General features: G+C 66.9%; 20 protein-coding genes. 8 read left to right on the forward strand and 12 right to left on the reverse strand.

Translation table 11 applies throughout. The features are described 5' to 3' along the window. Positions 1 to 291 precede the first annotated feature (291 nt). The 4 genes from MXA07_RS09780 to btuC form a co-directional block, all read right to left on the reverse strand. Positions 292 to 1302, reverse strand: a complete 1011-nt coding sequence (locus MXA07_RS09780) for a tyrosine-type recombinase/integrase (protein ID WP_247728421.1) — start codon at positions 1300 to 1302, stop codon at positions 292 to 294. After that, positions 1295 to 1720 (reverse strand): DUF5805 domain-containing protein, encoded by a 426-nt coding sequence (locus MXA07_RS09785; RefSeq protein WP_247728422.1) that lies wholly within the window; start codon positions 1718 to 1720, stop codon positions 1295 to 1297. Before MXA07_RS09785 ends, MXA07_RS09780 begins: the two co-directional genes overlap by 8 nt. A gap of 1385 nt (positions 1721 to 3105) precedes the next feature. Continuing rightward, positions 3106 to 4356, reverse strand: a complete 1251-nt coding sequence (locus MXA07_RS09790) for an ABC transporter ATP-binding protein (RefSeq protein ID WP_247728423.1) — start codon at positions 4354 to 4356, stop codon at positions 3106 to 3108. After that, entirely contained in the window at positions 4353 to 5450 is a 1098-nt protein-coding gene (gene btuC, locus MXA07_RS09795; RefSeq protein WP_247728424.1) for a vitamin B12 ABC transporter permease BtuC, read from the reverse strand. Before btuC ends, MXA07_RS09790 begins: the two co-directional genes overlap by 4 nt. Before the next feature lie 60 nt (positions 5451 to 5510). Between btuC and MXA07_RS09800 the strand changes: the two genes are divergently transcribed. From MXA07_RS09800 to MXA07_RS09815, 4 genes are all read left to right on the forward strand, one after another. Continuing rightward, a complete protein-coding gene (locus MXA07_RS09800) occupies positions 5511 to 6689 on the forward strand; it encodes a PGF-CTERM-anchored ABC transporter substrate-binding protein (protein WP_247728425.1) in 1179 nt (392 codons plus the stop codon). A gap of 132 nt (positions 6690 to 6821) precedes the next feature. Beyond that, positions 6822 to 7103, forward strand: a complete 282-nt coding sequence (gene srp19 / locus MXA07_RS09805; RefSeq protein WP_247728426.1) for a signal recognition particle subunit SRP19 — start codon at positions 6822 to 6824, stop codon at positions 7101 to 7103. Next, entirely contained in the window at positions 7103 to 7321 is a 219-nt protein-coding gene (locus MXA07_RS09810; protein ID WP_247728427.1) for an H/ACA ribonucleoprotein complex subunit GAR1, read from the forward strand. The genes srp19 and MXA07_RS09810 overlap by 1 nt, the downstream gene beginning before the upstream one ends. A gap of 82 nt (positions 7322 to 7403) precedes the next feature. Then, positions 7404 to 8408, forward strand: coding sequence for a presenilin family intramembrane aspartyl protease PSH (locus MXA07_RS09815; protein ID WP_247728428.1), 1005 nt, complete (start codon positions 7404 to 7406; stop codon positions 8406 to 8408). A gap of 57 nt (positions 8409 to 8465) precedes the next feature. Here the strand turns inward: MXA07_RS09815 and cysS are convergent, their stop codons facing one another. The 4 genes from cysS to MXA07_RS09835 all read right to left on the reverse strand — a co-directional run bounded on the left by cysS (position 8466) and on the right by MXA07_RS09835 (position 12111). After that, a complete protein-coding gene (cysS, locus tag MXA07_RS09820) occupies positions 8466 to 9953 on the reverse strand; it encodes a cysteine--tRNA ligase (RefSeq protein WP_247728429.1) in 1488 nt (495 codons plus the stop codon). Positions 9954 to 10078: 125 nt separating this feature from the next. After that, on the reverse strand, positions 10079 to 10576 hold the full coding sequence (locus tag MXA07_RS09825; protein ID WP_247728430.1) for a DUF7523 family protein: 498 nt from the start codon (positions 10574 to 10576) through the stop codon (positions 10079 to 10081). A gap of 150 nt (positions 10577 to 10726) precedes the next feature. Next, positions 10727 to 11362: an HD domain-containing protein gene (locus tag MXA07_RS09830; protein ID WP_247728431.1), complete on the reverse strand. Its 636-nt coding sequence runs from the start codon at positions 11360 to 11362 to the stop codon at positions 10727 to 10729. Between the two features lie 83 nt (positions 11363 to 11445). Continuing rightward, positions 11446 to 12111 carry a 2,5-diamino-6-(ribosylamino)-4(3H)-pyrimidinone 5'-phosphate reductase gene (locus MXA07_RS09835; RefSeq protein ID WP_247728432.1) on the reverse strand — a complete coding sequence of 222 codons (666 nt, stop codon included), beginning with the start codon at positions 12109 to 12111 and terminating at the stop codon, positions 11446 to 11448. 414 nt (positions 12112 to 12525) lie between these two features. Here MXA07_RS09835 and MXA07_RS09840 point away from each other — a divergent pair, with 414 nt between their 5' ends. Continuing rightward, positions 12526 to 12837: a hypothetical protein gene (locus MXA07_RS09840; protein WP_247728433.1), complete on the forward strand. Its 312-nt coding sequence runs from the start codon at positions 12526 to 12528 to the stop codon at positions 12835 to 12837. A gap of 46 nt (positions 12838 to 12883) precedes the next feature. Further along, positions 12884 to 13639, forward strand: coding sequence for a zinc metalloprotease (locus MXA07_RS09845; protein ID WP_247728434.1), 756 nt, complete (start codon positions 12884 to 12886; stop codon positions 13637 to 13639). A gap of 34 nt (positions 13640 to 13673) precedes the next feature. On the opposite strand, the gene MXA07_RS09850 is transcribed toward MXA07_RS09845, so the two are convergent. The 4 genes from MXA07_RS09850 to MXA07_RS09865 all read right to left on the reverse strand — a co-directional run bounded on the left by MXA07_RS09850 (position 13674) and on the right by MXA07_RS09865 (position 17492). Then, positions 13674 to 14021, reverse strand: coding sequence for a winged helix-turn-helix transcriptional regulator (locus tag MXA07_RS09850; RefSeq protein WP_247728435.1), 348 nt, complete (start codon positions 14019 to 14021; stop codon positions 13674 to 13676). A 328-nt stretch (positions 14022 to 14349) separates the two neighbouring features. Further along, on the reverse strand, positions 14350 to 15276 hold the full coding sequence (gene otsB, locus MXA07_RS09855; RefSeq protein WP_247728436.1) for a trehalose-phosphatase: 927 nt from the start codon (positions 15274 to 15276) through the stop codon (positions 14350 to 14352). Further along, positions 15276 to 16931, reverse strand: coding sequence for an alpha,alpha-trehalose-phosphate synthase (UDP-forming) (locus MXA07_RS09860; RefSeq protein ID WP_247728437.1), 1656 nt, complete (start codon positions 16929 to 16931; stop codon positions 15276 to 15278). The genes otsB and MXA07_RS09860 overlap by 1 nt, the downstream gene beginning before the upstream one ends. A 378-nt stretch (positions 16932 to 17309) precedes the next feature. Next, positions 17310 to 17492 (reverse strand): hypothetical protein, encoded by a 183-nt coding sequence (locus MXA07_RS09865; protein WP_247728438.1) that lies wholly within the window; start codon positions 17490 to 17492, stop codon positions 17310 to 17312. A gap of 500 nt (positions 17493 to 17992) precedes the next feature. Here MXA07_RS09865 and MXA07_RS09870 point away from each other — a divergent pair, with 500 nt between their 5' ends. Continuing rightward, complete coding sequence (locus MXA07_RS09870; RefSeq protein ID WP_247728439.1) at positions 17993 to 21226, forward strand: bacterio-opsin activator domain-containing protein; 3234 nt, start codon at positions 17993 to 17995, stop codon at positions 21224 to 21226. Positions 21227 to 21478: 252 nt separating this feature from the next. Next, entirely contained in the window at positions 21479 to 22189 is a 711-nt protein-coding gene (locus tag MXA07_RS09875; RefSeq protein WP_247728440.1) for a helix-turn-helix domain-containing protein, read from the forward strand. Positions 22190 to 22345 lie beyond the last annotated feature (156 nt).

The following is a 22345-nucleotide window of genomic DNA, read 5'->3' on the forward strand; positions in this document are numbered from 1 at the left end:
GGTCATCGAACCCGAACGGCACTGACCCGTTCTGGGTACCGGCCCCTACGGGCATACTGAACTAGATAGTCGGTCTTCCGAACGGAGAATCAGCTATCGGTCGCCGGTTGAATGCGCCACCGTGGCTGGTCCCATAGGACAGATCCCAGCGCATACCCCATCCTCCAACAGAGTAATCGACGATTTTCGCTCGTCAGCCCTGGTATTCGAGAGTCCTTCAGTGTGAAATCGAGAGATGACCTGCCTTATCCAACGAGTCGTTCGATAGTCGTCCCTGGCTCTCGCGTCCGCTCAGGCGATCGAGTAGATGTGGTCGAGATAGGTCTCCCGGATTCGATCGCCCCAGTCGTGGGTGTACGTGTCGATGACGTCGTCCGCGACGTCGCCTCGGAGGTACTTGACGATTCCGCGATCACCGGTTCGATCGCGCATGTGCGTGGTGAAGAAGTGTCTGAAGTAGTGCGGGGTGACGTTTTCGCTGGCTCCGGCCCCGCTTCGATACCAGCCGGCGTCGGCTGCGTAGTCGGTCACGAGGTAGTGGACGTGATCGGGTGTGAGGCGCTGTCCCCATCGGTCGGCCGTCCCGACGAACAGCGGTTCCGTCGGGCCGGTCGTATCGGGGCGGATGGCCAACCATCGCAACAGGGCGGTTTCGAGTTCGTCGTCGACCGGGATCACCGTCTCTCGCTTGCGTTTGTTCGAGGCGGTGCGCTCCTCACCGCCGCTGCGTTCGCCGTACGTGTGTTCCGGCGTCACGTACAGCGCCTGTGAGCGAGTACTGAGCTGGGCGCGAACCTGCCACTCACACCCCGGGGCATCGAGGGAAATGTCCCTGAGTTCCAGATTGCATAACTCCCCGGAACGAATACCGGTCTTCAGGAGGGTCACCACGACGGCTCGATGGAGCGGATGAGTGATATCGGCGACGAACGCGCGCATCTGGGGCAGCGAGACGTCACGTCGGGAGGGATTGGTTTCGATCGACTCGTCCATCTCCTCGACGACCAGCGACATCGGGTTCTCGTCGTGACGGCCGACGCGTTCGATGTACGAGTAGAACCGATTCAGGTAGGAGGCGTACGTCGCGACGGTGCTGTCGGCGTGGCGCCCTCGGATATCGTGGACCCAGGCCATACAATCGCGATAGTCGGCCTCGAGCGGCCCGACGCCGCGCTCCTCGCGAAGGAACGCCTCGAATTCGGTCAGGACGCGACGGTATGCCTCGTGAGTGCGGACGTTTCGCCCGTGGTGGGTGACGTCTTCGAGGAAGTACTCGATCGGGTCGGCGACCGTCTCACTCATCGTCGATCAGCGTGTATCCCCCAGCTCGACCGCTGTACATCACGGCGTTGTCCGCCTGTAAGGACTGGAGCGCCGCTTCCAGGTCCGCCTCGACGTCGTCGACGAGCGCGTCGACCAGCTCGTCCCAGTCGAGCGACCCCTGTTCCTCGAGGACGTCCGTGATCCGGGTCTCGAAATCGGCCGACCCGTCTGATCCGTTCGGCGGTTCGGACGGAGTATCGGACGGTTCGTCCGATGATCGGGACTTCTCACCGGACAACTCTGTGCCTGGAACGACGATATCCGATCGGCCAGCCTGCACCATCGTCCTGACGAACTCGCTCGTGCTCATCTCCATCTCGGTCGCGTCCTCTTCCCAACGCTCTTTCTGGTATCGGGGAACGTACGTCTTCACGGCGACTCGATCGTCCGCGCTCATGGATAGTCACTCACACTGGAGTCTCATCAATCTATCCCAGATATCCAAATAAAGACCCTTATTTGAAATTCTGTCTCTTCGCAACGCCCTTCGTTCATTTTTTATTTGGCTTGATAGTCTCCATAACCGCTATCGATGGTCCTCTTGACACGAATAAACGTCTTGCCTCCCATCGCGCCCGTATTTGCAACGACCGTCAACGATGCCGTTCTGTCCGCGCAACCCCTGGGGTCGAAGGGCGTAGAACGGCCCTGCAAAATCACGGTGTGTTTCAGTTCGGTTGATACTCGGCGCACGCCTGCCGTAGCTGGTGCCGCCAGGTGAGCCCGTTTCTCTGCGCTTGATCGCCCGATCGGGTCCGCTCTCGCTTTCGGCCACACCATTCTGGGCCGCCGATTCGACAGTCAGTGCGATATCGGGCGGATGGTTAGTTCGGTAGCTCGATCCGATAACCATCGAGTCGACACTGCGGATAGTGACGCTACCCATCGGCTCGCATCGTCACCGAGAGAAGCGTCGGTCGAAACTCTGGCAATGAACGCCGCCCTGACCGTATCATCGTACTGACAGTGATCGGTGTGACCTCCGGGATATTGTGGAGATCTGCGGGGAGGCGAGCGCGTCGCTTCTGCACGCGCTGTCAATACGTATCACGTCCGCTGTGAATCGCTAGGACGTTCGAACTTCCAGTAAGGGCGTGAGTGACTGGTATTCGAACGCTGTAAGTCCGTCTCGTCGCCTGCTCACTGGCGCTGTATGTACGGTCCTCGTTTCATGTCCGTTCTGTTCTCGTTCACCGTTGATTGCTGTGGTTTCGATCTGGGGATGACCGGATAGTTGAGTCCCTCTATTGGTCACGACCCGAGGTAACCCGAATGGGTCACGCGCCCAATTCGGGTCGTCTTTCCGATTGTCGGTCGATCCCGCTTATCCGCGTAATCTATGTGCTGTGTATTCATGCTATGAGGGCTCTCTTTGATGGAGTAACTGTTTCAGGGCAACACGCCGTCGCGACGGCCATTTCTCACCCCGAATCTGGTCTGCGAACGTTTGACCAGCGGACCAGAGAATGAGGGCCGATGCGTTATCTGTGCGGTTCCGTTCGTTCGACGCCGCCATTCTGGACATCATGATCGTTCGGGCGGCCAGTACCGGATTCCGTGTCAGTCTGACCGTCCATGCTGTTCCGGAGTTCGGGTCGTTAGTTGGGGGCTGTTTTCCCGTTATTTCGGCGGCTTCGATATAGTAATCGTTGACAAATATTTCCACTCGCTTGGTCGAGCGCCCTCACATAAATTCTATAGTGCTATATCAACGGAGGCGGCGCTGTTCGTCCACATATGGTAAAAATTGTAACTATAAGAGGGCGTTCCGGACCGACTGATTCAGTCGTCGGATTGACGGACGGCCTCAGGACCAAGACGAGGAGCGAGTGCAACCGTCTCGAGCGCGTCTAACAGCCCTGATCGATCGGTTTCGACGGTTTGACACGGGGAATCAGTACGATCCATCGGTGAGTGATCTGTCCCGTCGACATCCGTGAGGACGACCGTCGGGCGGTCGGAGAGGATCGGCTGCCAGTGGGAGGCGTAAGCGTCGAGCGGGCCGCCCGGAACCAGGACGACCGCCCCGGCCGTCTCGAGTCGCCCGCGACAGCGTTCGATCGCCCGATCGGAGAGCGGACGCAATGGATCGACGGGGTCGTACTCCACGTCGAGCGAGGAAGCGGTCACCGCGGCAGCATCGGATCGCGGGACGGGACCGAGCGAACAGTCCGTCGAACCCGCGACGGTCGTGAGGACGTCGGCAGTGGCCCGGCCAGTTCCGATCACGTGAACGTGATCGGGTAGTGTGTGGGCCGCTCCGTCGTCGGTTACGGTGGTAACGCGCGGCGACCACGTAACCGGATCGGGCGTCACCGCGGCCGTAGCGCCGAAGGTCGCCTCGATCGTCTCCGCGTCGATCACGTCGTCGGGTGGCCCCCGTCGGACCAGTTTCCCGTTCGCCACGACGAGCAGTTCGTCACAGAACCGCGCGGCCAGGTCGAGGTCGTGGATGGCCGCGACGACCGTCGTGCCGTCGCCGGTGAGCCGACGGGCGACCGAGAGCATCTCGACCTGGTGATTGACGTCGAGGCTCGCGGTCGGTTCGTCGAGCAGGACGACCGGCGTCTCCTGGGCCAGCGCTCGAGCGAGCAGGACGCGCTGTCGTTCGCCGCCGCTGAGTTCGTCGACCGAGCGCGAGGCTAGGTCCGTCGTCCCCGTCCGTTCCAGGGCGCGGTCGACGCACGCGCGATCGCGCTCGTCCGGCGGGGCGAATCGGGATCGATACGGGGTGCGTCCCATCGAAACCAGGTGACGCACCGTAAACGAGAAGGCGAGGTGGGTATCCTGGGGCACCACGGCGACGACCCGCCCGCGTTGCTTCGCGGAGAAGGTGGTGACATCGTCGCCGTCGATCCTGACTCGCCCGGAGTCGGGGGGACACACGCCGCTGATCGTTCGCAGGAGCGTGGTCTTGCCGGCCCCGTTGGGCCCGACCAGGCCGACGAACCGTCCGTCCTCGATCGACGCGGTGATCGACTCGAGGACTCGCGTCGACCCGAAGGTCACCGAAACGTCGTCGATCTCGATCACAGCGCGTGCACCTCCCGATTGCGAAGCAGGAAGAGGAAGAACGGCGCTCCCAGCGCCGCCGTGACGATCCCGACGGGAACGACGATCGGGCCCGATCGCGCGATTGTGTCCGTCAGGACCAGAAAGACCGCGCCGGCGAGCGCGCTGGTCGGCAGCAGGATGCGGTGGTCGGGACCGACGACCAGTCGCATCACGTGGGGAACGACGAGTCCGACGAAGCCGATGATTCCGGCCACGGCGACCCCCGCCGCGGTGACGATGCTCGCGACGGCGAGCAGGACGAGTTTCGTCCGTTCGACCTCGATGCCGAGGTGGTGGGCCTCCTCCTCGCCGAGCAGCAGGACGTTGAGATCGCGCGCGTACGCGAGGAGGATCGCGGAGCCGAGGAGGACGACCGGGAGGGCGAACCGGACGTCTCCCCAGGTCGATTCGGACAGTCGCCCCATCATCCAGTAGACGGCCTGGCGCAGCCCGTCGCCGCTGTGAAGGAGCAGGTACGAGATGAGCGCGCCGAGGAAGGCCTGCACGGCGACCCCGGCGAGCAACAGCGTCGCGACCGGTGTCCGACCGCCCTCGGTGGCGATTGCGTAGACCAGGAACGCCGTCAGGATCGCCCCGACGAACGCGGCGGCGTGTAACTCGCCGAACGGAATGAGCGCCGGGAACGCGATCGAGGCGACCGCGCCGGCCGCGGCCCCCGACGAGACGCCGATGATCGACGGGTCGGCGAGCGGGTTTCGGAAGAACCCCTGCATCACGGCCCCGGCGATCGCGAGGCCGAAGCCGACGACGGCCGCGAGCGCGATCCGGGGCAGTCGCAGATCGGTGACGATCGACTGGTGCGGGCCGTGCACGTCGAACCCGAATACCGGGCGCCAGGCGACCGACGGCGTCGGTATCGTCCGGCCGATCGTCGGGACCGCGGTCGATTCGAGTCCGACGCCCGCCGGAATCCGAATGGCGTTTAACACGGCTTTCGCGACGACCACCGGGTCGATGGTCACCGGGCCGATCGCCGCGCTCGCGATGGCGCTGCAAACCAGCACGCAGGCGAGGCCGACCGACCAGCCGACCACGCGCCGACGGGCGAGCATCGAAGACAAATTGGATTGCTTTAGCCAAGTATTTATTGAATTGGGGTCGAGTACCCGGTGATGGCTTATCGAATCGCCGTTCTGATCGCAGCGCTCGTGGTCACCGTCGCGCTGGCGCCGGGAGCCGTCGCGGCTCACCCGGACGCCGCGGCGTCGGCTGCGACGACCCAGCCGGAGTGTAGCTATCCGACGACGGTGACCGACGTCACCGGGACGAACGTCACGATCGAGCAGCCGCCCGAGACGGTCGTCGCCGCGCAACCGAGCGACGCCCAACTGCTCACCGAGCTCGGGATTGGTGCGAAGCTGGTCGGCATGCCTGTCGGTCCGTACACGTCTCACCTCGACGCACCGGAAAACGTAACCGACGTCTCCGCTGACGACGGCGTCACGCCGGTCGCGGAGACGATCGTTGACCTCGACGCGGACGTGGTACTCGCGGCAAACACCGTCACGTACGTCGACGGTTTCGTCGAGCAACTCCGCGAGGCCGACCAGACCGTCTACGTCTTCGACTCGGTGTCCTCGATCGACGAGATCCGCGATAACGTCCGCCTCGCGGGCGCGCTCACCGACGAGTGTGACAGCGCGAACGACGTGGTCGCCGAGATGGACGATCGCCTCGCCGTGATCGACGAGGTCGTGGCCGAGGCTGAGCGACCGCTCGGCTACTACGTGATGGGCGAAGGCGACCTGACGACCCCCGGAAACGGGACGTTCCAGCACGAGATCCTCGAACGCGGCGGGCTCGAAAACATCGGCGAACGCGTCGGTATCGAGGGCTGGCAGCAACTCAGCGAGGAAGAGATCGTCGCGGAGGACCCCGAGTGGATCGTCTACGCCGATCACTACGATTCACCGCCCGAACTCGAGGCAGCCAAATCCACGACGGCATGGGAGCAAGAGCAGTTCGTCGCGGTCGATTCGAACGCGATGAGCCAGCCCGGTCCGCACGTCGTCGACGCGATCGAAACGATCGCCGCGACCGTCCACCCGGACGCCTACGCCGCGGTGACCGGTGACTCGAACGCCACAGACGGTGGGGACGATGCGTCCGACGACGAGAGCGCTGACGGTGGCGCGAGCGAGGACGGCGGGGACGCCGACGGCTCGGACGCTGACGGGAGTTCCGACGGAGCGGATCCGGGCGACGGATCCGACGACTCGATGTCAGGCTTCGGCGTCGTCGCGGCGATCGCATCGCTCGCGGGCGCGGCGCTTCTCGGCCGGCGCGACTGATCGGTACGGGCCGAATCGGTTACCGCTCGCCGGGGAATGGGCGTTCGCACGCCCCGGTGCGACGGTCGCGGTCCGATCGACGCGTCGGGTATTTTGCGAAGCATTTTCTCCCCGCATCACTGACCGTCCTGTATGGTCGAGAACGTCATCTGGCCGGCCTACCTCGATGCCACCCGGACGCGCGGCGAAGGACGCCGCGTCCCGGCCGAGCTCGCGGTGGCGGAGCCGACGATCGACGAGATCGCGAAGGCCGTCCAGCAGGTGGGGTACGACGCGACGATCGAGCGCGAGAAGGCCTACTCGCGAGAGCCGTGGGTTCGTCGCGGTCGCGTCGTCGTCCGGGGCGCCGAGGATTCGACGAAGAACGACCTCGTCCAGGCCGTCGCGGCCTACGTGACGGCCATGCGCGAGTGATGCGCCGGGCCGGATCGGTCGTCGAGACGGCGCAGGGATTGCTGGTCTGTCGCGGCGAGGACGTCGATATCGGCGAATCCGTCGTCGACGAGTCGCTGTCGGAGGTCGGCCGAATCGTCGACGTCTTCGGTCCGGTGTCGGAGCCGTACTTCGCCGTCGCGCCCGTCGACGACGTCCACCCGCCTGGACTGATCGGCGATCGACTGTACGTTCGGTGACTGGACACGCGACGCGCTGTTTTGACCCCAGGTGCGCGCGAGAACCAAACACAGATAGGCCGTCCGTCGAAACGTGGGGGCGATGAACGCTCGGAGTCGGACGTGGCTCGCCGGCCTCGCGGTCGTGGCGATCTTCCTCGCCGTCCAGTTGGGATCGCTCGCGCTGATCGAATCGTTCGAGACGTCCTACGGCCCCGTCGTCGAGGACACGGGCGACCCGGTCAACAGCGGGATCTTCTTCGGGGTTATCCTCGTCGCGACGGCGATCATGCTCCTGGCGTTTCGATACGACGCGGATCGGTTCATCCGACTGCTCATCGTCGGCGTCAGCGCCATGCTCTCGTGGTACGTCTTCGCCGCCCTCTTCCCGTCGGTGGTGGTTTCTGGAGTGGATATCGTCGCCGCACTCGCCGCGGTGGGAATCGGCGTCGCCCTGCTTTCGTATCCGGAGTGGTACGTCATCGACGCGGCCGGCGTCCTCATGGCCGCGGGCGCGGCGACGCTGTTCGGCATCAGCTTCGGGCCCCTTCCGGCGCTGCTCTTTCTCTCGGTGCTGGCCGTCTACGACGCGATCAGCGTCTACCGAACGGAACACATGCTGTCGCTGGCCGACGGAGTCTTCGACCTGAAGATCCCGGTGGTCTTCGTCGTGCCGACGACCCGCTCGTACTCCTACCTCGTCGACGACGGACCGCTCGAGGGTGTCGACGATACCTCGGCGGACGGTAACTCGAACGCGGAGCACTCCGCCGATTCCGACGCGGATGGCGATGCCGACCCGTCCGACGACTCCGTTCGGGACGCGCTGTTCATCGGGCTCGGCGACGCCGTGATCCCGACGATCCTGGTCGTCAGTGCCGCGTCGTTTCTCGACGTTCCCGCCGTCGATCTCCCGGGGCTGACGGTGAACGTGCCGGCGCTGGGCGCCATCGCGGGAACGACCGTCGGGCTGGTGATCCTGCTTCGGATGGTCCTGCGGGGACGCGCCCACGCCGGGTTGCCGCTGCTCAACGGCGGTGCGATCGCAGGCTACCTCCTCGGGGCCCTCGCGAGCAGCGTCCCGCTCGCGACGGCGATCGGACTCTAGGTCGTCGAATCACGTCGAAAAACGGAATCTCGAAGCGGCCGTCCGGCTTCGGACGCGTTACGGTAGCTGGTACTCGGTCTCGTCGTCCCGATCCTGCACCTCGACCCCCAGCGCCTGCAGTTCCGCGCGGAGTTCGTCCGCCCGGTCGTAGTTTCCGGCCTCGCGTTCGGCCTCGCGGACCGAGAGGAGGAGCTCGACGAGGTCGCCCGCCAGTTCCACGTCGCCGGTCGTCTCACCGGTAAAGGAGAGGCCGAGGATCCCGCCGTAGGTCTCGAGGGCGTCGATACCGCGTTTGAGCCCCCGGTAGTCGATCTCGGCGGCGTCCTCCCGGTGGCGGTTCAGCGCGCTCGCCAGGTCGAGCAGCGCCGTCTGGGCCTCCCGCGTGTTGAAGTCGTCGTTCATCGCGTCGGTGAACGCCGACACGGCTTCGTCGACCGCACTCCGGAGGGCTTCGTCGGCTGCCGTCGACGATGCGTCCGGCGAGTCGAGGACCTCGACCGCGCGGTCGTGTGCGCGTTCGAGCCGCTCCCACCGAGCTTCGGCCTCCTCGATGGCCTCCTCGCTGTAGACCTGCTTCGAGTTGTACGAGCCGGCGGTGAGGAACGTCCGGACGACGTTCGACCCGCGGCGCTCGATCGCGTCCTCGACGGTGACGAAGTTTCCGAGACTGGAGGACATCTTCTCCGCGTCGAGTTCGAAGAGTTCGCAGTGCAGCCAGTAGCGCGCGAACTGGCGGTCGGTGGCGGCCTCGGACTGGGCGATCTCGTTCTCGTGGTGGGGGAAGACGAGGTCGCGTCCGCCGACGTGGAGGTCGAGCGTCTCGCCGAGGTGGGTCATGCTCATCGCGGAGCACTCGATGTGCCAGCCGGGGCGGCCCTCGCCCCACGGCGAGTCCCAGGTCTGGGCCGTCTCGCAGGCCTCGATCGCCGGCGCGGCCTCCTCGTGGCGGTGCTCCTCGATCGTCTCCGGCTCGACGCCGCCGGCCTTCCAGAGGGCGAAGTCCGCGGGGTGGCGCTTCTCGGCGCGCTCGTCGGGATCGCCCTGGGACTCGATCGACTCGATCGTCTGGTTCGACAGCTCGCCGTAGTCGTCGAACGCGGTCACGTCGAAGTAGACCGATCCGTTCGACTCGTAGGCGTACCCTCGCTCGACGAGCGTCTCGACGAGGTCGATGATCTGGGGGACGTGTTCGGAGACGCGCGGATAGACGTCCGCCCGGAGGAGGTTCAACGAGCGCATGTCCTCGATCGTTCGGGTCACGTAACTGCGAGCGACCTCGCTCTCGGAGGAGCCGAGGTCGGCCTCGCCGACCCGGGCGACGATCTTCTCGTTGACGTCGGTGAAGTTCTCGACGTGGTGGACGTCGTAGCCCAGGTGTTCGAGCCACCGGTGCATGACGTCGACGTGGACCCACGACCGCGCGTGGCCCAGGTGGGGCGGGTCGGAAACCGTCAGGCCACAGTAGTACAGAGAGACCGCGTCCGGATCCCGTGGCTCGAACGGCTCCAGTTCGCCCGTCAACGTGTTCGTCACGTGCAGGGTCATTGGACCCCTCTTTCCGCGGCGGACAGTTAAACCGTTGGATGCACGGCCGACAGGACGGAATCGATCCCGGCCCGTCGCGACAGACTTGCTAGGGCCGGGCAGTGTCCTCGCGCAGCTCGACCCGTCTACGACCCGGACGTCGGCACCGACGCGAACGCCGATTCGATCACCCGGAGGCCGTTCGCGCCGTCGCGCCGGGGGACGACGAAGACGGCCGCAGACCCGGCATCGAACGCCGCGGTACGCACCTCGACGTCGGCGAGGGCGCACCGCTCGATCGCGGTGGCAACCCCCGTCGCGTCCACCTCGCCGCTCGCGACGATGGCCGTTCGGTCGCCGGCGCCGGCTCCGAGTCGCGTCTCGCCGACCTGGAGGAGCGTCTCGTCCTGCCGCTCGACCGGTTCGATGCCGCTTTGCATCGTGACTCGAACGTCCCGTTCGGTCGACTCCAGCGGTGGCAGGTCCTCGGCGTAGCGACGAAGCGCCGTCGCGACGGCGTCGACCTCGCCGTCGACGTCGAGAAACCGGGCCAGGGCCGTGTAGTTACAGACGCCCGCTCGGAGGGCGTCCACGAGGAACGGATAGTCCTCGACGGCGGCGCGGGTCTGGGCTGCCAGTGACATGTCCGTGGGACGGCGACGGATCAGCATAAACGCCCCGAAAGCGGGCTTCCTCCAGCGGGTCCGGGCCCGACGCCGAAATTCGGCCGGGTCGTCTCCGGGCGACGACGAATCCGTCCCGTTCGCGACTCCGGCGGCCGGACGTCGCGACGGTCAGTCGATCGAATCCGCCCCGGCGAGTTCGCGTTCCAGGCGATCGAGGTAGGATTCGACGAACGCGTGGCGCTCGTTCGCGACCCGACGGCCGGCGTCGGTGTACATCCGTTCGCGAAGCGAGAGCAGTTTCGATTCGATATGTTCGAGGGACGTCCCCGCAGCGTCCGACTCGCTGTCGGACCGGTCCGGGTGGATCGGCTGGCCGAATTCGCCGCCGTGGGTGAACGCTCGCGCGATGCCGACGGCGCCGATCGCGTCGAGGTTGTCGGCGTCCGAGAGGAGTCGCGCCTCGACCGTCTCCGGTTCGACGTCGGTCGAGTACCGGTGTGATCGGATGCAGTGACAGACCGCCTCGACCGTCTCGTCCGGAAACGCGGCGAGGACGTCGCGCGCTTCGCGGGCGCCCCAGGCCGCGTGGTCCTCGATCCGCCCGTCGGCTTCGCGCGACCGCCCGATGTCGTGGAGATAGACGGCGAGTTCGAGCACTCGCTCGTCGACGTCGTCGCGGTCGGCGGCCAGGCGAGTCGCGAGGCGCTCCACCCGGCGGACGTGGCGCCAGTCGTGTGCGGGCGAGGCGTCTTCGAAGTACGTGCGGGCGACGGCCCGGACGTCCGCGGCCGAGTCGACGGTCATCGACTCACCGCCCGGTACTCGACCGTCATCGTGCCACCTGCCAGTACTCGACCGTCATCGCATCACCTGCCAGTACTCGACCGTCATCGTGCCACCTGCCAGTGAATGACGACGCCGTCGTCGAGTTCCTCGACGCCGTCGAGCGAGAGTTCCGGGAACGACTCGACGAATCCAGCGCCGTCGACGAGCGTGGGGGCGTCGCGGCCGCCGATCACGGTGGGGCCGACGAACGTCGAGAGGTCGTCGACGAGCCCGGCGTCGAACAGCGAGAAGCAGAGTTCGCCGCCGCCCTCGACCAGCACCTCCTCGAGTCCCGCGTCCTCGAGCGCGGCGAACGCCCGGAGGAGGTCGACGCGCTCCGTCCCCGCGACGATCAGGTTCGCTCCTTCGGCCGCGAGCGTCGCGCGGCGATCCGCCGGTGCGTCCTCGCTCACGAGAAGGTAGGTGTCCGCGTCGTCGTCGAGGACGGCCGCGTCGGCCGGCGTTCGACCGGTCGAATCGGCGACCACGCGGGCGGGATTCGCTTCGCGTCCGGCGTCAGCTCGCGCCTGGCGGCGATCGGCGTCTTTGACGGTGAGGCTCGGATCGTCCGCGAGGACGGTGCCCACGCCGACGACCACGGCATCCGCGTCGGCCCGGAGGCGGTCGACGCGGTCGAAATCCGCCTCGCCGCTGATCGCGTGCTGGACGCGTTCGCGGGTGGAGAGCTTCCCGTCCGCGCTCATCGCGGCGTTGACGGTCACGTGCATGCTCGATCGGACCTTCACGCGAGGTCGTACAAAGACTGTTCGGTCGGCCGAGCGGTCCCCTGGGGTTGACGACGCCCCGGTTCGCGATCGTCGTCCACCGCGACCTGATGCTCTCGGCGTCTAATCTGAACGTGATCGAGACCGTTCGCTGGCGCTGATTGTAAAGAACGCGTGACTGTAAAGGCGAAGAACGAATCGGTTGCGGTGACCGTATCGAACCCGTGACTCTCTCCGACGGCGGCAAGTCTCGCGAGCGTGGGACCGATCTCTCCGGTACTGCCGAACGGAACGGGACCGGTTCCGCCGGTATCCCGTGTGGTGCCGGTCGGTCGCAGCGGTGGCGCGGTCCGGTCGCGCGAGTACGGCGTTCGAGGCGTCGGTCGGTGCCGATCATCCGCGCTGGGGGTGGCGGACGTGGGTGATCGTCCGCGTGCGGTCTACCGGTGTAGCGACGGCCGGTATCGGACGCGGTGGCAGATCGACCGTCGGCTGGCCGCGGGCACGTGGCGCCGGTGTCTGGAGAGCTCGACGTCGGCGACGCTGCTCGTCGAACGCCCGGACGGGCTCCTCCTGTCGTTGTCCCCGGTACCGACCGCTTCGCTGCCGTCGTGGATCGAACTCAGATCCGACGGCCGCGGCGTCTGGATCGCCGACCGTCGGCGGACGACGCCCGTCGATCGGCAGGTCCCGCGACGACGAACGACTGTGGATACACCTAACGTCTGAGGATGTTCAGGCGGAACGTTACGACCGACGGAGCCAACGGTGTGCCGTGAATCGCCGTCAGCTCGTCGCGACGATCGGCGCCGTCGGATCGGCAGCCGTCCTCGGGCTGGCCGGTCGACGCGGATCCGAGACGGTGCGCATCCGCGTGTTCCGCTCCGAACAGGCCGATCGCGAGCGGGGCCTGTTCCGGTCGGTTCGATCGCTCGTCGAATCGACGATGGCGTATCCGTTCTGGGACGTGGCGGTCTACGACGGCGGTGTGGTTTCGCTCTCGACCGAGCGCGCGGCGCGAGCGGTCACCAGCGGCGAGTGGCCGCGACTGGTCGGTCGCGGGCGAGCCACGAACGTTGCCGTCGGGGCACCGTGGGACGTGAACCTGCTTGTGACGACGAGCCGGATGGACGACCCGCCGACCGGCTACGCGATCTCCCACGTCGCCGCCGTCGGCGGCGCGACGCACCTCGCGGGCTTCGAACCCGACGCCGAGACGATGGCGCTCTCTCCGGGCGCGTTCAGCGCGCACGTCCTGCTCCACGAGATCGGCCACGCGCTCGGATTAAGACACGAACACGGAGCGCACTACCGACGGGGTGACGAATCGATCGCGACGCCGATGCTCTCGACGTACGCCTGGAGCGACGACCACGATGTCACTCGCGGTCGGTGTCGGGGACGCGAGCCGCGCCCGACGAGCAGGCGGACGGATCAGACGGCGGTTCCCGCCGAGAAGCGTCGCCTCCAGTTCGCGTTTAGCGACTGCGCCCGTCGTACGTTAGCACAGTACGCGTACAGATCCCTCTAAGAACACGCCTCTCGATACCGCTTTCGCGCGCGGCCTATTCCTCGTCCTGCTCGGCATCCTCGCCGCGTGCAAAACTGGCCTGGGCCGCTCCCTCGCCCGTAGCTGCCTCCGGGCCCTCGATGAGGGCTTCGAAGTCGTCGACCTCGTCGTACTGGTCTTGATAGAGCAGGGCCGCTTTCCCCTGCTGAGAGATCTCGTACAGTCCCGACCGTTCCGCCGGGCCGATCTTATCGACCAGTCCGTAGTCTTCCAGCACGGGAAGTCGGGTGTTGATGTTCTTTCGACTTTTCCCAGTGTGGGAGGCCAAATTCGTAGCGACGTTGCGACCTTCGGCTTCGAGCGCTTCCAGAATCAGGAAGTCAGTTGGTTGTCGGAGTTTCATGGTAGTGACGTCCGATACCCCATGTTGTTTCCGATGGTGATAAACTCTTTCGGCTCGAAGATTGGCACGTTAATAGCTATTAGGTATACTAATTTAGGCTCCACACGGCTTCTGCGTTCCGTATTGTGCAATTTTTCGGCAGGGAATGATACAGAGGGGCTATCGACCGAACTGCGCTTGCGTTCTCTCGTTCCGGCACGAAGCTCGGCGCTCGGTTCCCACTGGTGCGGATCAGTGATCGCGCCCATTCGGGTCGCAGTGAGGGGTCATTCGGTATCGAAATTACTGCACGTTCGAGGTCACGGTCACCGCGCGACCGGAGCCGCGATCACGTGCGTTCGAGGCGATTCGATCTCGCCGGTTCGAGGTCGCCGGAGGGTCGGACGAGCGTCCGGTCGAGCCGCGTGACGAACCGCGCCACGGCCGCCGGCCGCTCGAGTCGGAGCGAGGCGGCCGAGGGGCGCGGGTCTCCCACCAGGATCCCGTATCCGTCGGGTTCGACCACCTCGAACGCGTCTTCGTCGGTGGTATCGTCCCCGACGAAGAGCGTCACCGTCCCGGCCGGACTGTCGCGCTGGAGCAGTTCGACGAGGCTCCCTTTGTCCCAATCGATCGACGGGGTGAACTCGACGATGGCTTTACCGGCGGAGACGTCGAGTTTGCCCGCGCCGTACCGGTCGACGATAGCCCGAACGCGTGCGTCGACGACCGGTTCGAGCCCCGGCGGCGCGTTCCGGTAGTGGACCGTTCCGGACAGTTCCTTGTACTCGACGCTGACGCCGGGAAATCCGGAGAGCGTCCGGGAGAGCAGGCCGCAACAGTACTGAATCCGGGGTCTGGCGGCCCGCGCGATCGGGTGGACCGTCCGCTGCCCGCCGGTCCTCGCTTCGTTCGGTCGAGAGCATTCGAGGCCGTGGTTGCCGGCGAGGATGACGGACGACGTCACCCTGGATTCGAGGTCGCCGAGTTCGCGGCCGCTGACGACGGCGACGGTGACGTGTGGGCGATCGACGAGCGCCTTTATGGCTCGCCGATTCGCCGGCAGCATCCTGGCCTCGTCCGGCCGATCGACGATCGGCGCCAGGGTTCCGTCGAAGTCCAGACAACAGAGGACGTGCGCCGCCTCGGCGAGACTGCGTCGGAGCGCATCGTCGTGAGCCTCGACCGGACGCGGCGCGGACGACCGCGAGCGATCGCCAGTTTCGGCTGCGCGCGGACCGGAACCGGTCGCGGCGTCTTCGATCGCGTCGGTCATCACGGTTCGCCGGTCGCTGGCGTCGACGACGAGCGTCGCGTCCGATCGTGCGCGTCGCGGAGCGCTTCGAACTGGCTCGCCATCCACCAGTCGACGCTCCGATCGTGAACGCGCCGGCGCATCCGGCGCATTCGGTGGCGACGTTCGTCCGGGTCGGCTCGCAGCGCCGCGTCGATCGTCGCGGCCATCCCGTCGATATCCGTCGGGTCGATCGTGTAGGCGAGGTCGCCGAGCTGCTCGGTCGCCCCGGCGAATTCGCTCAGACAGAGCGCGCCCGAATCGTCGACGCTGGCGGCGACGTACTCCTTCGCGACGAGGTTCATTCCGTCGCGCTTCGAGGAGACGACCAGCGCGTCGGCGCGCCGGTAGAGTTCGATCAGCGCCGAGCGGGGCAGGTAGTCCTCCGTGTAGACGATCGGTCGCCACGTCCCGCTCGCGAATCGATCGTTCACCCGGTCGACGGCGGACCGAACCGCGTCCCCGTACTCGCTGTAGGCGGGGATGTTCGTCCGGCTCGGCGATGCAGACTGGACGAAGACCAGCGAGTCCCGCCACCCGGGCTCGCGTTCGAGCAGTCGTTCGATCGCCTCCACGCGCGCCAGTATCCCTTTGGAGTAATCGAGCCGGTCGACGCCGAGACAGAGCGCGTCGCACTCCGGAATTGCGAGGTGGGCCGAGAGGCGTTCGCGGTCCGCGCCGTCGTCCGAACGTTCGGTGATCGAGTTCGGCACCGTCACCTGGTCCGACGGGGTGCGATCCAGCTCCTCGTACTCGACCGTCCGGCGGCCGGCCGAATCGAGCGATCGCGCCGTGCGAGCGTGGTCGTCGGCGTCGATACCGAGCGGTGTGGCGAGCACCCGCGTTCGGTCGCCGTCGAGCGTCACGACCCCGGCGTCGCGATCGACGCTCGCGTCGGGCTCGAACCGTTCGACGCACTCGAAAAAGTTCTCGACGAACGAGGCGACGTGAAAGCCGAGCAGATCCGTGCCGAGCAGCCCGTCGAGGAGTTCGACCGCGCCCGGGCAGGCGCCGAACTCGTCGGGTTTCGGCCACGGTACGTGCCAGAACAGTCCGACCGTGGTTCCGGGCGGGGCGGTCTCCTCGATGTACGCGGGCGCCAGCGCGAGGTGATAATCCTGCAGCCAGACGAGCGAATTCGCCTCCGCGTGGTCCGTCGCGCAGGTCGCGAACCGACGGTTGACGTCGCGGTAGTCCCGATAATCGCCCGGTCGGGACTCGACGTGCTCGGGGAACCCGTGGCAGAGCGGCCACAGGACGCGGTTGGCAAAGCCCTCGTAGTAGCCGTCGACGGTGTCTTCGTCCAGCCACAGTCGACGGAGCGTGTAGGCGGGGTCGGACGGCGGTACGCTTACGCAGTCCGCTTCGTCGACGACGTCCTCGTCCGCGTCGCCGTCGCCCCACGCGATCCACGTGCCGCCGACGCGCTGGAGCACCGGATCGAGCGCGGACGTCAGCCCCCCGGTCGGCCGATCGACCGTCACCGTCCCCTGCTCGTCGTACCGGTGGCGATACGGTTCCCGGTTCGAGACGAGGACGACCGAGTCGAAGGATTCGAGCGCGTCGAGTGCGCGCCGCCGCTCGGCGTCCGTTCGTCTCGTTCGATCCGAAGACGCCGCCTGATCGGGTGTTCGCATTCAGGTACTCAATCCCGGTCGCGACCGGTTCCTCGCCCGCTTGCATTTGCCGGGCGGCTAAACGTGCGGGAACACCGAGGCCGAAGTAACTCGTCGACGGCAGCCGGTCGGGCGATGAACCGACCGGTCCTCCCGCGGCCGGGTCAGTCCGAACGGGCGGACGTTCGGTCGATCGGGCCGGTCGTGTTCCTCGCGGGTGCGCAGACGAGCCGAGCGGCTACGGGGAGCGACTCCGACCGAGTCCGAATCGAACTCGAGGCGCTTCCGGTGCTGATCGATTCGCCGAACGGAGCCGGGTACCTCGAACGGCTCCCCGGCTATGATCGCCTCGTCAGTCGAATCAGTTCGATTCGGAAACGAACCCGCGTCCGGCGTGGGTCAGTAGTAATATACTTCTACGGGATGGCCGCAGTTTCGACAGCGAGCGTTCGTCCCTTGCAGGCGCTGCTCGGATCGATCGTCGGTCGAGACGATCCCGGGACCGGGTGGCACGCGGGCCGCGACCGGCGTCTCGCAGTGCGGACAGCCGACCTCGACTGCTCGCTCGTTCGTTCCGGACATGCGCGCCCGTTATGGCGGTGTGAGAGTTAGTTATCGGATCGATACGTCGCCGGTCGGCCGAGTAGCGACGGGTCCATCCCTCGGTTCGGTCCGCGACCGAACGGTCGGACGCGCTCCCGGGACCATCGGACGCGTTCTCGCGGCCATTTGCGTGTCCCCGACGGCCGATCGACGCGGGGAGGTTGGTGTTCGACGCGGCCGCCCCGGATATCGGTACAACGAGCCCGACCACCGCCGAAGGGCGACCGCTCGACGAGCTGTCAGTCGGTCGAGCCGGCCGATAGTCCACGATTACCCCGGGGAACGGTCCGGCTAATTAACGCGAGGTGGGTCAAACCCCGGAACGGTGTACGAACGATCACGTGGACGGGCCGGATCGTCCGATGCGTGTACGCTCGATGCGGCTCGGTCTCCCGGTGCGTCTCGAGTCGTCGAGCGCCGTCCCGCGTGTGAGCCGCGAGCGTCCGGCGGTCCACCGAGGGACCGGGGGTGGTGGTGACGTGTCGGAGTGGCGACCCGATCCCGCCCTGCACGACGTGGCCGTCCTCGTCGTCGGTCCGGCGACCCGAACCCGCGGGATACGACGGATTTTAGAGCGCGAATTCGGCGACGATTCGGTGGCGATCGTTTCCGACCTCGAGGAGGCCCGTTCCCGAGCGTCGATGGTCGACTGTCTGCTCTGTGCGTATCCGGCGGACGAGCTTGAGCGCGCGCTCGCCAGTTTGCGACGGGGGACCGAGACGCCCATCCTCGCGGTCACCGACGACCCGACGATCGATCCGATCGCAGCGGGGGCGACCGACGTCCTTCCTGCGGACGCCCCACCGGGAATCGTGCGTGCGAGAGTGTCCTCGACGATGGGGGCGGCCGCACGCGAGCGCCTCGATCGGTGTCGATCCCTGCTGAGCGCGACGAGCGTCGCCCTCCTGACGAGTCGCGAGGGCACCGTTCAGTGGGCGAGCGACGGCATCGACGACACCATCGGCCTCGCGCCGGAGGGGGTCGTCGAAACGAAGCTCTCGGCCCTCGTCCACCCCGCCGACCGGTCGGACTTCGAGGCGACCGAAACGGCGCTGGCCGACGAGTCGATCGGGGCTCGCCGATCGATTTCCTGTCGACTCCGGCACGCGGACGAGCGCTACCGCGTCCATCGCGTCGTGGGAGTGAACCGCCTCGAGGATCCGGTCGTCGACGGACTGGTCTGGACGATCGAATCGCCACGAACGGGCGAGCACTCGGCCGCCGCCGGTTCGGTCGGCGGACTGCTGGAACGGATCGGGGATCCGGCGTTCGTCGTCGACGACGCGTGGCTCCTCGAAGCCGGCAACGAGGCGGGTCTGGCACTCCTCGATGTCGATTCCGCCGACGGAACGGGGAGATCCATCTGGGATCGGCTCCCGCCGTCGACCGTCGACACCTGGTTCGAGCGGCTGACCGAGGCGCGCGAACGCGGCGAGCCGGTCTCGTTCGTCGTGGATCGCCCGTCCGACGGTGGGGCCCTCGCCGTTCGCGCCTACCCGAACGGGGAGTCGACGCTAATCGTCGCACAGGAACGCGATCGAACGGAATCCGACGCGATGCGGACTCGCCTCGAGCGACTCGGCTCCCTCCTCGACGCCGTCCCGGCCCTCGCCGCGGTGATCGAGTCCGATCGGATCGCGATCGCGAACGCCCGAACGTTCGCGGACGCCGATCGGGAGACCGTCGTCGGCCACACCGTCGCGGAGGTGTTCGGCGCCGACGTCGCAGAGCGCATCCTCGCTCGCGCCGGGTCCCGGGTCCGCCGCGTCGACCCGATCACCTGGAAGACCCCCGACGGATCGATCGTCGAACTCTCGGTCGTCCCGCTCGACGGTGACGAGGCGATTCTGGTCGGACGTGACGTGACGGAAACGCGCCGGTTACTCGACGGAATCGGGGTCGTGAGCGACGCCATGTCCGACGTTCGCGGGACGGAACGGCGCGACGACGCCCGCGACGTCATCCTCGATGCCACTCGCCGATCCCTGTCCGTCGAGTACGCCGTGTGGTATCGTCGGTCCGATTCGCACCTGCAGCCGGTCTCCCACGCGACGGATGGCTCCCCCATCGAGCCGATCCCGATCGGGCTCGATCTCGATCGCGTGACGGCCTCCGGAGACGACCGCGCGACCGCGCTCGACGTGGCCGATCCGCTTCCGATCGACGACGAGGTGACCCTCGCCACGGCGCTCGCCGTACCGATTCGCGAATCGGCGGTGATCATCGCCGGCGACGGGCTCACGGCTGGAGACGACCGACGGACCGTCGCGGCCGTCGATCACGATCGGTCGATGCGCGACGGTGAATCGGCCCGTTCGGCGCCGCCGTCGACCCCCGGCGCGGGTGTCGAATCCGGCTCGAGCAGCCGCTCGCTTCCGGATCGAGGGTCGGCCAGCGGCTCGTTCGACGGATCGGTCGCCGACGCCACCGCGCGCACCCGAACGACGCTGGGAACGCTCTGTGGTGCGGTCGGGGCGCTGACGCTCGATCGGCTCGACGAACGCGACGCGCGGGAATCCCTCACCGCCGGTCGGGAGCGGGCGGAAACCGAACTGGACGCCTGCGAGGCGTTACTGGATCGACTCGACCGTATCGGGCGCTCGATCCGGTCCGCACCGGACCGGTCCAGCGTCGAGTCGACCGTCTGCGAGGCCCTCGCCGCGATCGACGAGGTCGGCCTCGCGGTCGTCGCGTCGTCGGCCGACGACGGCGTCGACGTTCGCGCGACCGCCGGGCCGGCGAGCGAGTTCGCCGCGGTGCTGTCATCGAGTGGCCGATCCCCGGCGGTCGACGCGATCCTCGGGGCGATCGAAGCCGACGAGCCGCGGGTCGTCGACGATCTCGCCGATCGGGACGACGCGTCGAATCGGCGGCAGCTCCGTCGATACGACCTGTCCTCGGCCGTCGCGGTCCCGATCGCGGGTCGGTCGCTCTCGCACGGCGCGCTCGGAATCTACTTCGCGTCCGGATCGCAACCGACGGAGCGGTTCGTGCGGTTCGCGACCGTCGCGGCCGCGGCGGTCGGCGTCGCGATCGACTCGATCGACCGTCGAGCGGCGTTGCTCTCGGGCGATCGCCTCGAACTCGAGCTCGCCGTTCCGCCCGACGCCGAGGTCCTCTCGCGGGCGGCCGTAACCGCGGACGCGTCGATCACCGTCGAGGCGGCAGCGAGCGGAGCCGACGCGACGACGGTCTATCTCACGGTCTCCGGGGCTGACGGCGAACCCGTCGCCGAGGCGCTCCGCGCCGAACCGACGGCCCGATCGGTACGCGTCCGTCCGTCGGACGATACGAACAGACTGGAGGTCGAACTGGAGCGACCAACGCTTCCGGACGCGATCGCCGCGTTCGGCGGGACGCTTCACTCCGTCGAGCCGGGCGCCGACGCGCGCGTCTTCGTCTCGATACCGAGCGATCGGTCCGTTCGGTCGCTCGTCGAACACCTCCGGGCGGAGGTCCCCGGCCTCGAACTCGTCGCTCGAAGGCCCGCCGGGCCGACGAACCGAACGGGTCGCGAAGACGTTCTCTCCGCACTGACCGACCGGCAGCGCGAGGTGTTGCGAACCGCGTACGCGGCGGGCTATTTCGAGTGGCCCCGCGAACACTCGGGCGAAGAGGTCGCCGAACGGCTCGACATCTCGCAGCCGACCTTTGCCCGGCACTTCCGGGCCGCCGAGCGGGCCGTCTTCCAAGCGCTGTTCGAGGACGACTGAACGGATTCGAAGCACCCCATTACTCGCACAGATCGGCCCGGTGGCCGTCGGTAACCAATCGTATACTGCGCTCCAGCTGTCGGCTCTCCGAATACATATAGCGTCCGTCACAGCATCGCGAGGGCATATAGCGTGTGGACCGATGTGGCCGCGGCGGTAAGCGGCATCTATGAATCTCGACCGGGAAACAGACCGTTACCCTCCCCGTAACGTCCGATTACGACCGTCGAACCCCCCGCGGAGGCGGTCGCGATGAGCACGGACGCCCACAACGGCGCGATGGCCCGCGCGGACTCGGCGCACGCTCCCGGAATCGTCGCGGAAGTCCACGTCGACCACGATCGATTGTTGTTGCGGCCGACGCTGCGACGCCTCGGCGAGGGGACGATCGTCCCGGAAAACCGGGCCACGCGCGATGGCCGGCGCTACCAGTTCGTCTCGATCGAGGCCGACTCGGTGTCCGTTCTCGATACGGCCCTGGCGGCCGATCCGACGGTCGCCGATCCGCTCCTCGTGGAACGCCAGGACGACCGGCTGATCTATCGGGTCCAGGTCACCGATAGCGCGCTGACGATCGACGGCGCCGTCGCCGATCGGTGCGGTCGCATTCGCGACGCATCCATCACGCCGACTGGGTGGGTCCTGAAGCTCCGGCTGCCGACGCGCGAGGCGCTGATCGAGTTCAACGACGAGTGCAAGGGACGCGACATCTCGGTCAGCGTCACGCAGTTGCGAACCGCCGACCTCGCGGGGTCGCCCCTGCTCGGTCTCACGGAGAAACAGCAGGAATTGCTGACCGTCGCGTACCAGGAGGGATATTTCGACGTTCCGAGGGGCATCTCGCAGGACGAACTGGCGGCGGCGCTCGGCGTCTCGAAATCTGCAATTTCCCAGCGTCTCCGCCGGGCGATGAGCGAACTGTGCGCGTCGTCGTTCGACGGTCCCTTCGAGGAGCCGGCCTGAGGAAGACTGGCCGGCCTAGCGTGGTCAGGTTCGGCTTTCTCTTCGCCTCTCCGTATCTTTCCTCCATCGAGAGGGCGAGTCCACCGACCGACGACCCGGTCGAGTGCGCCACCTCGATACGGTCGAGACCGGTTGTGGGCTGGTAAGGAAAACCGC

This window comes from Halovivax limisalsi, assembly GCF_023093535.1.
GTDB classification, from domain to species: Archaea; Halobacteriota; Halobacteria; order Halobacteriales; family Natrialbaceae; genus Halovivax; species Halovivax limisalsi.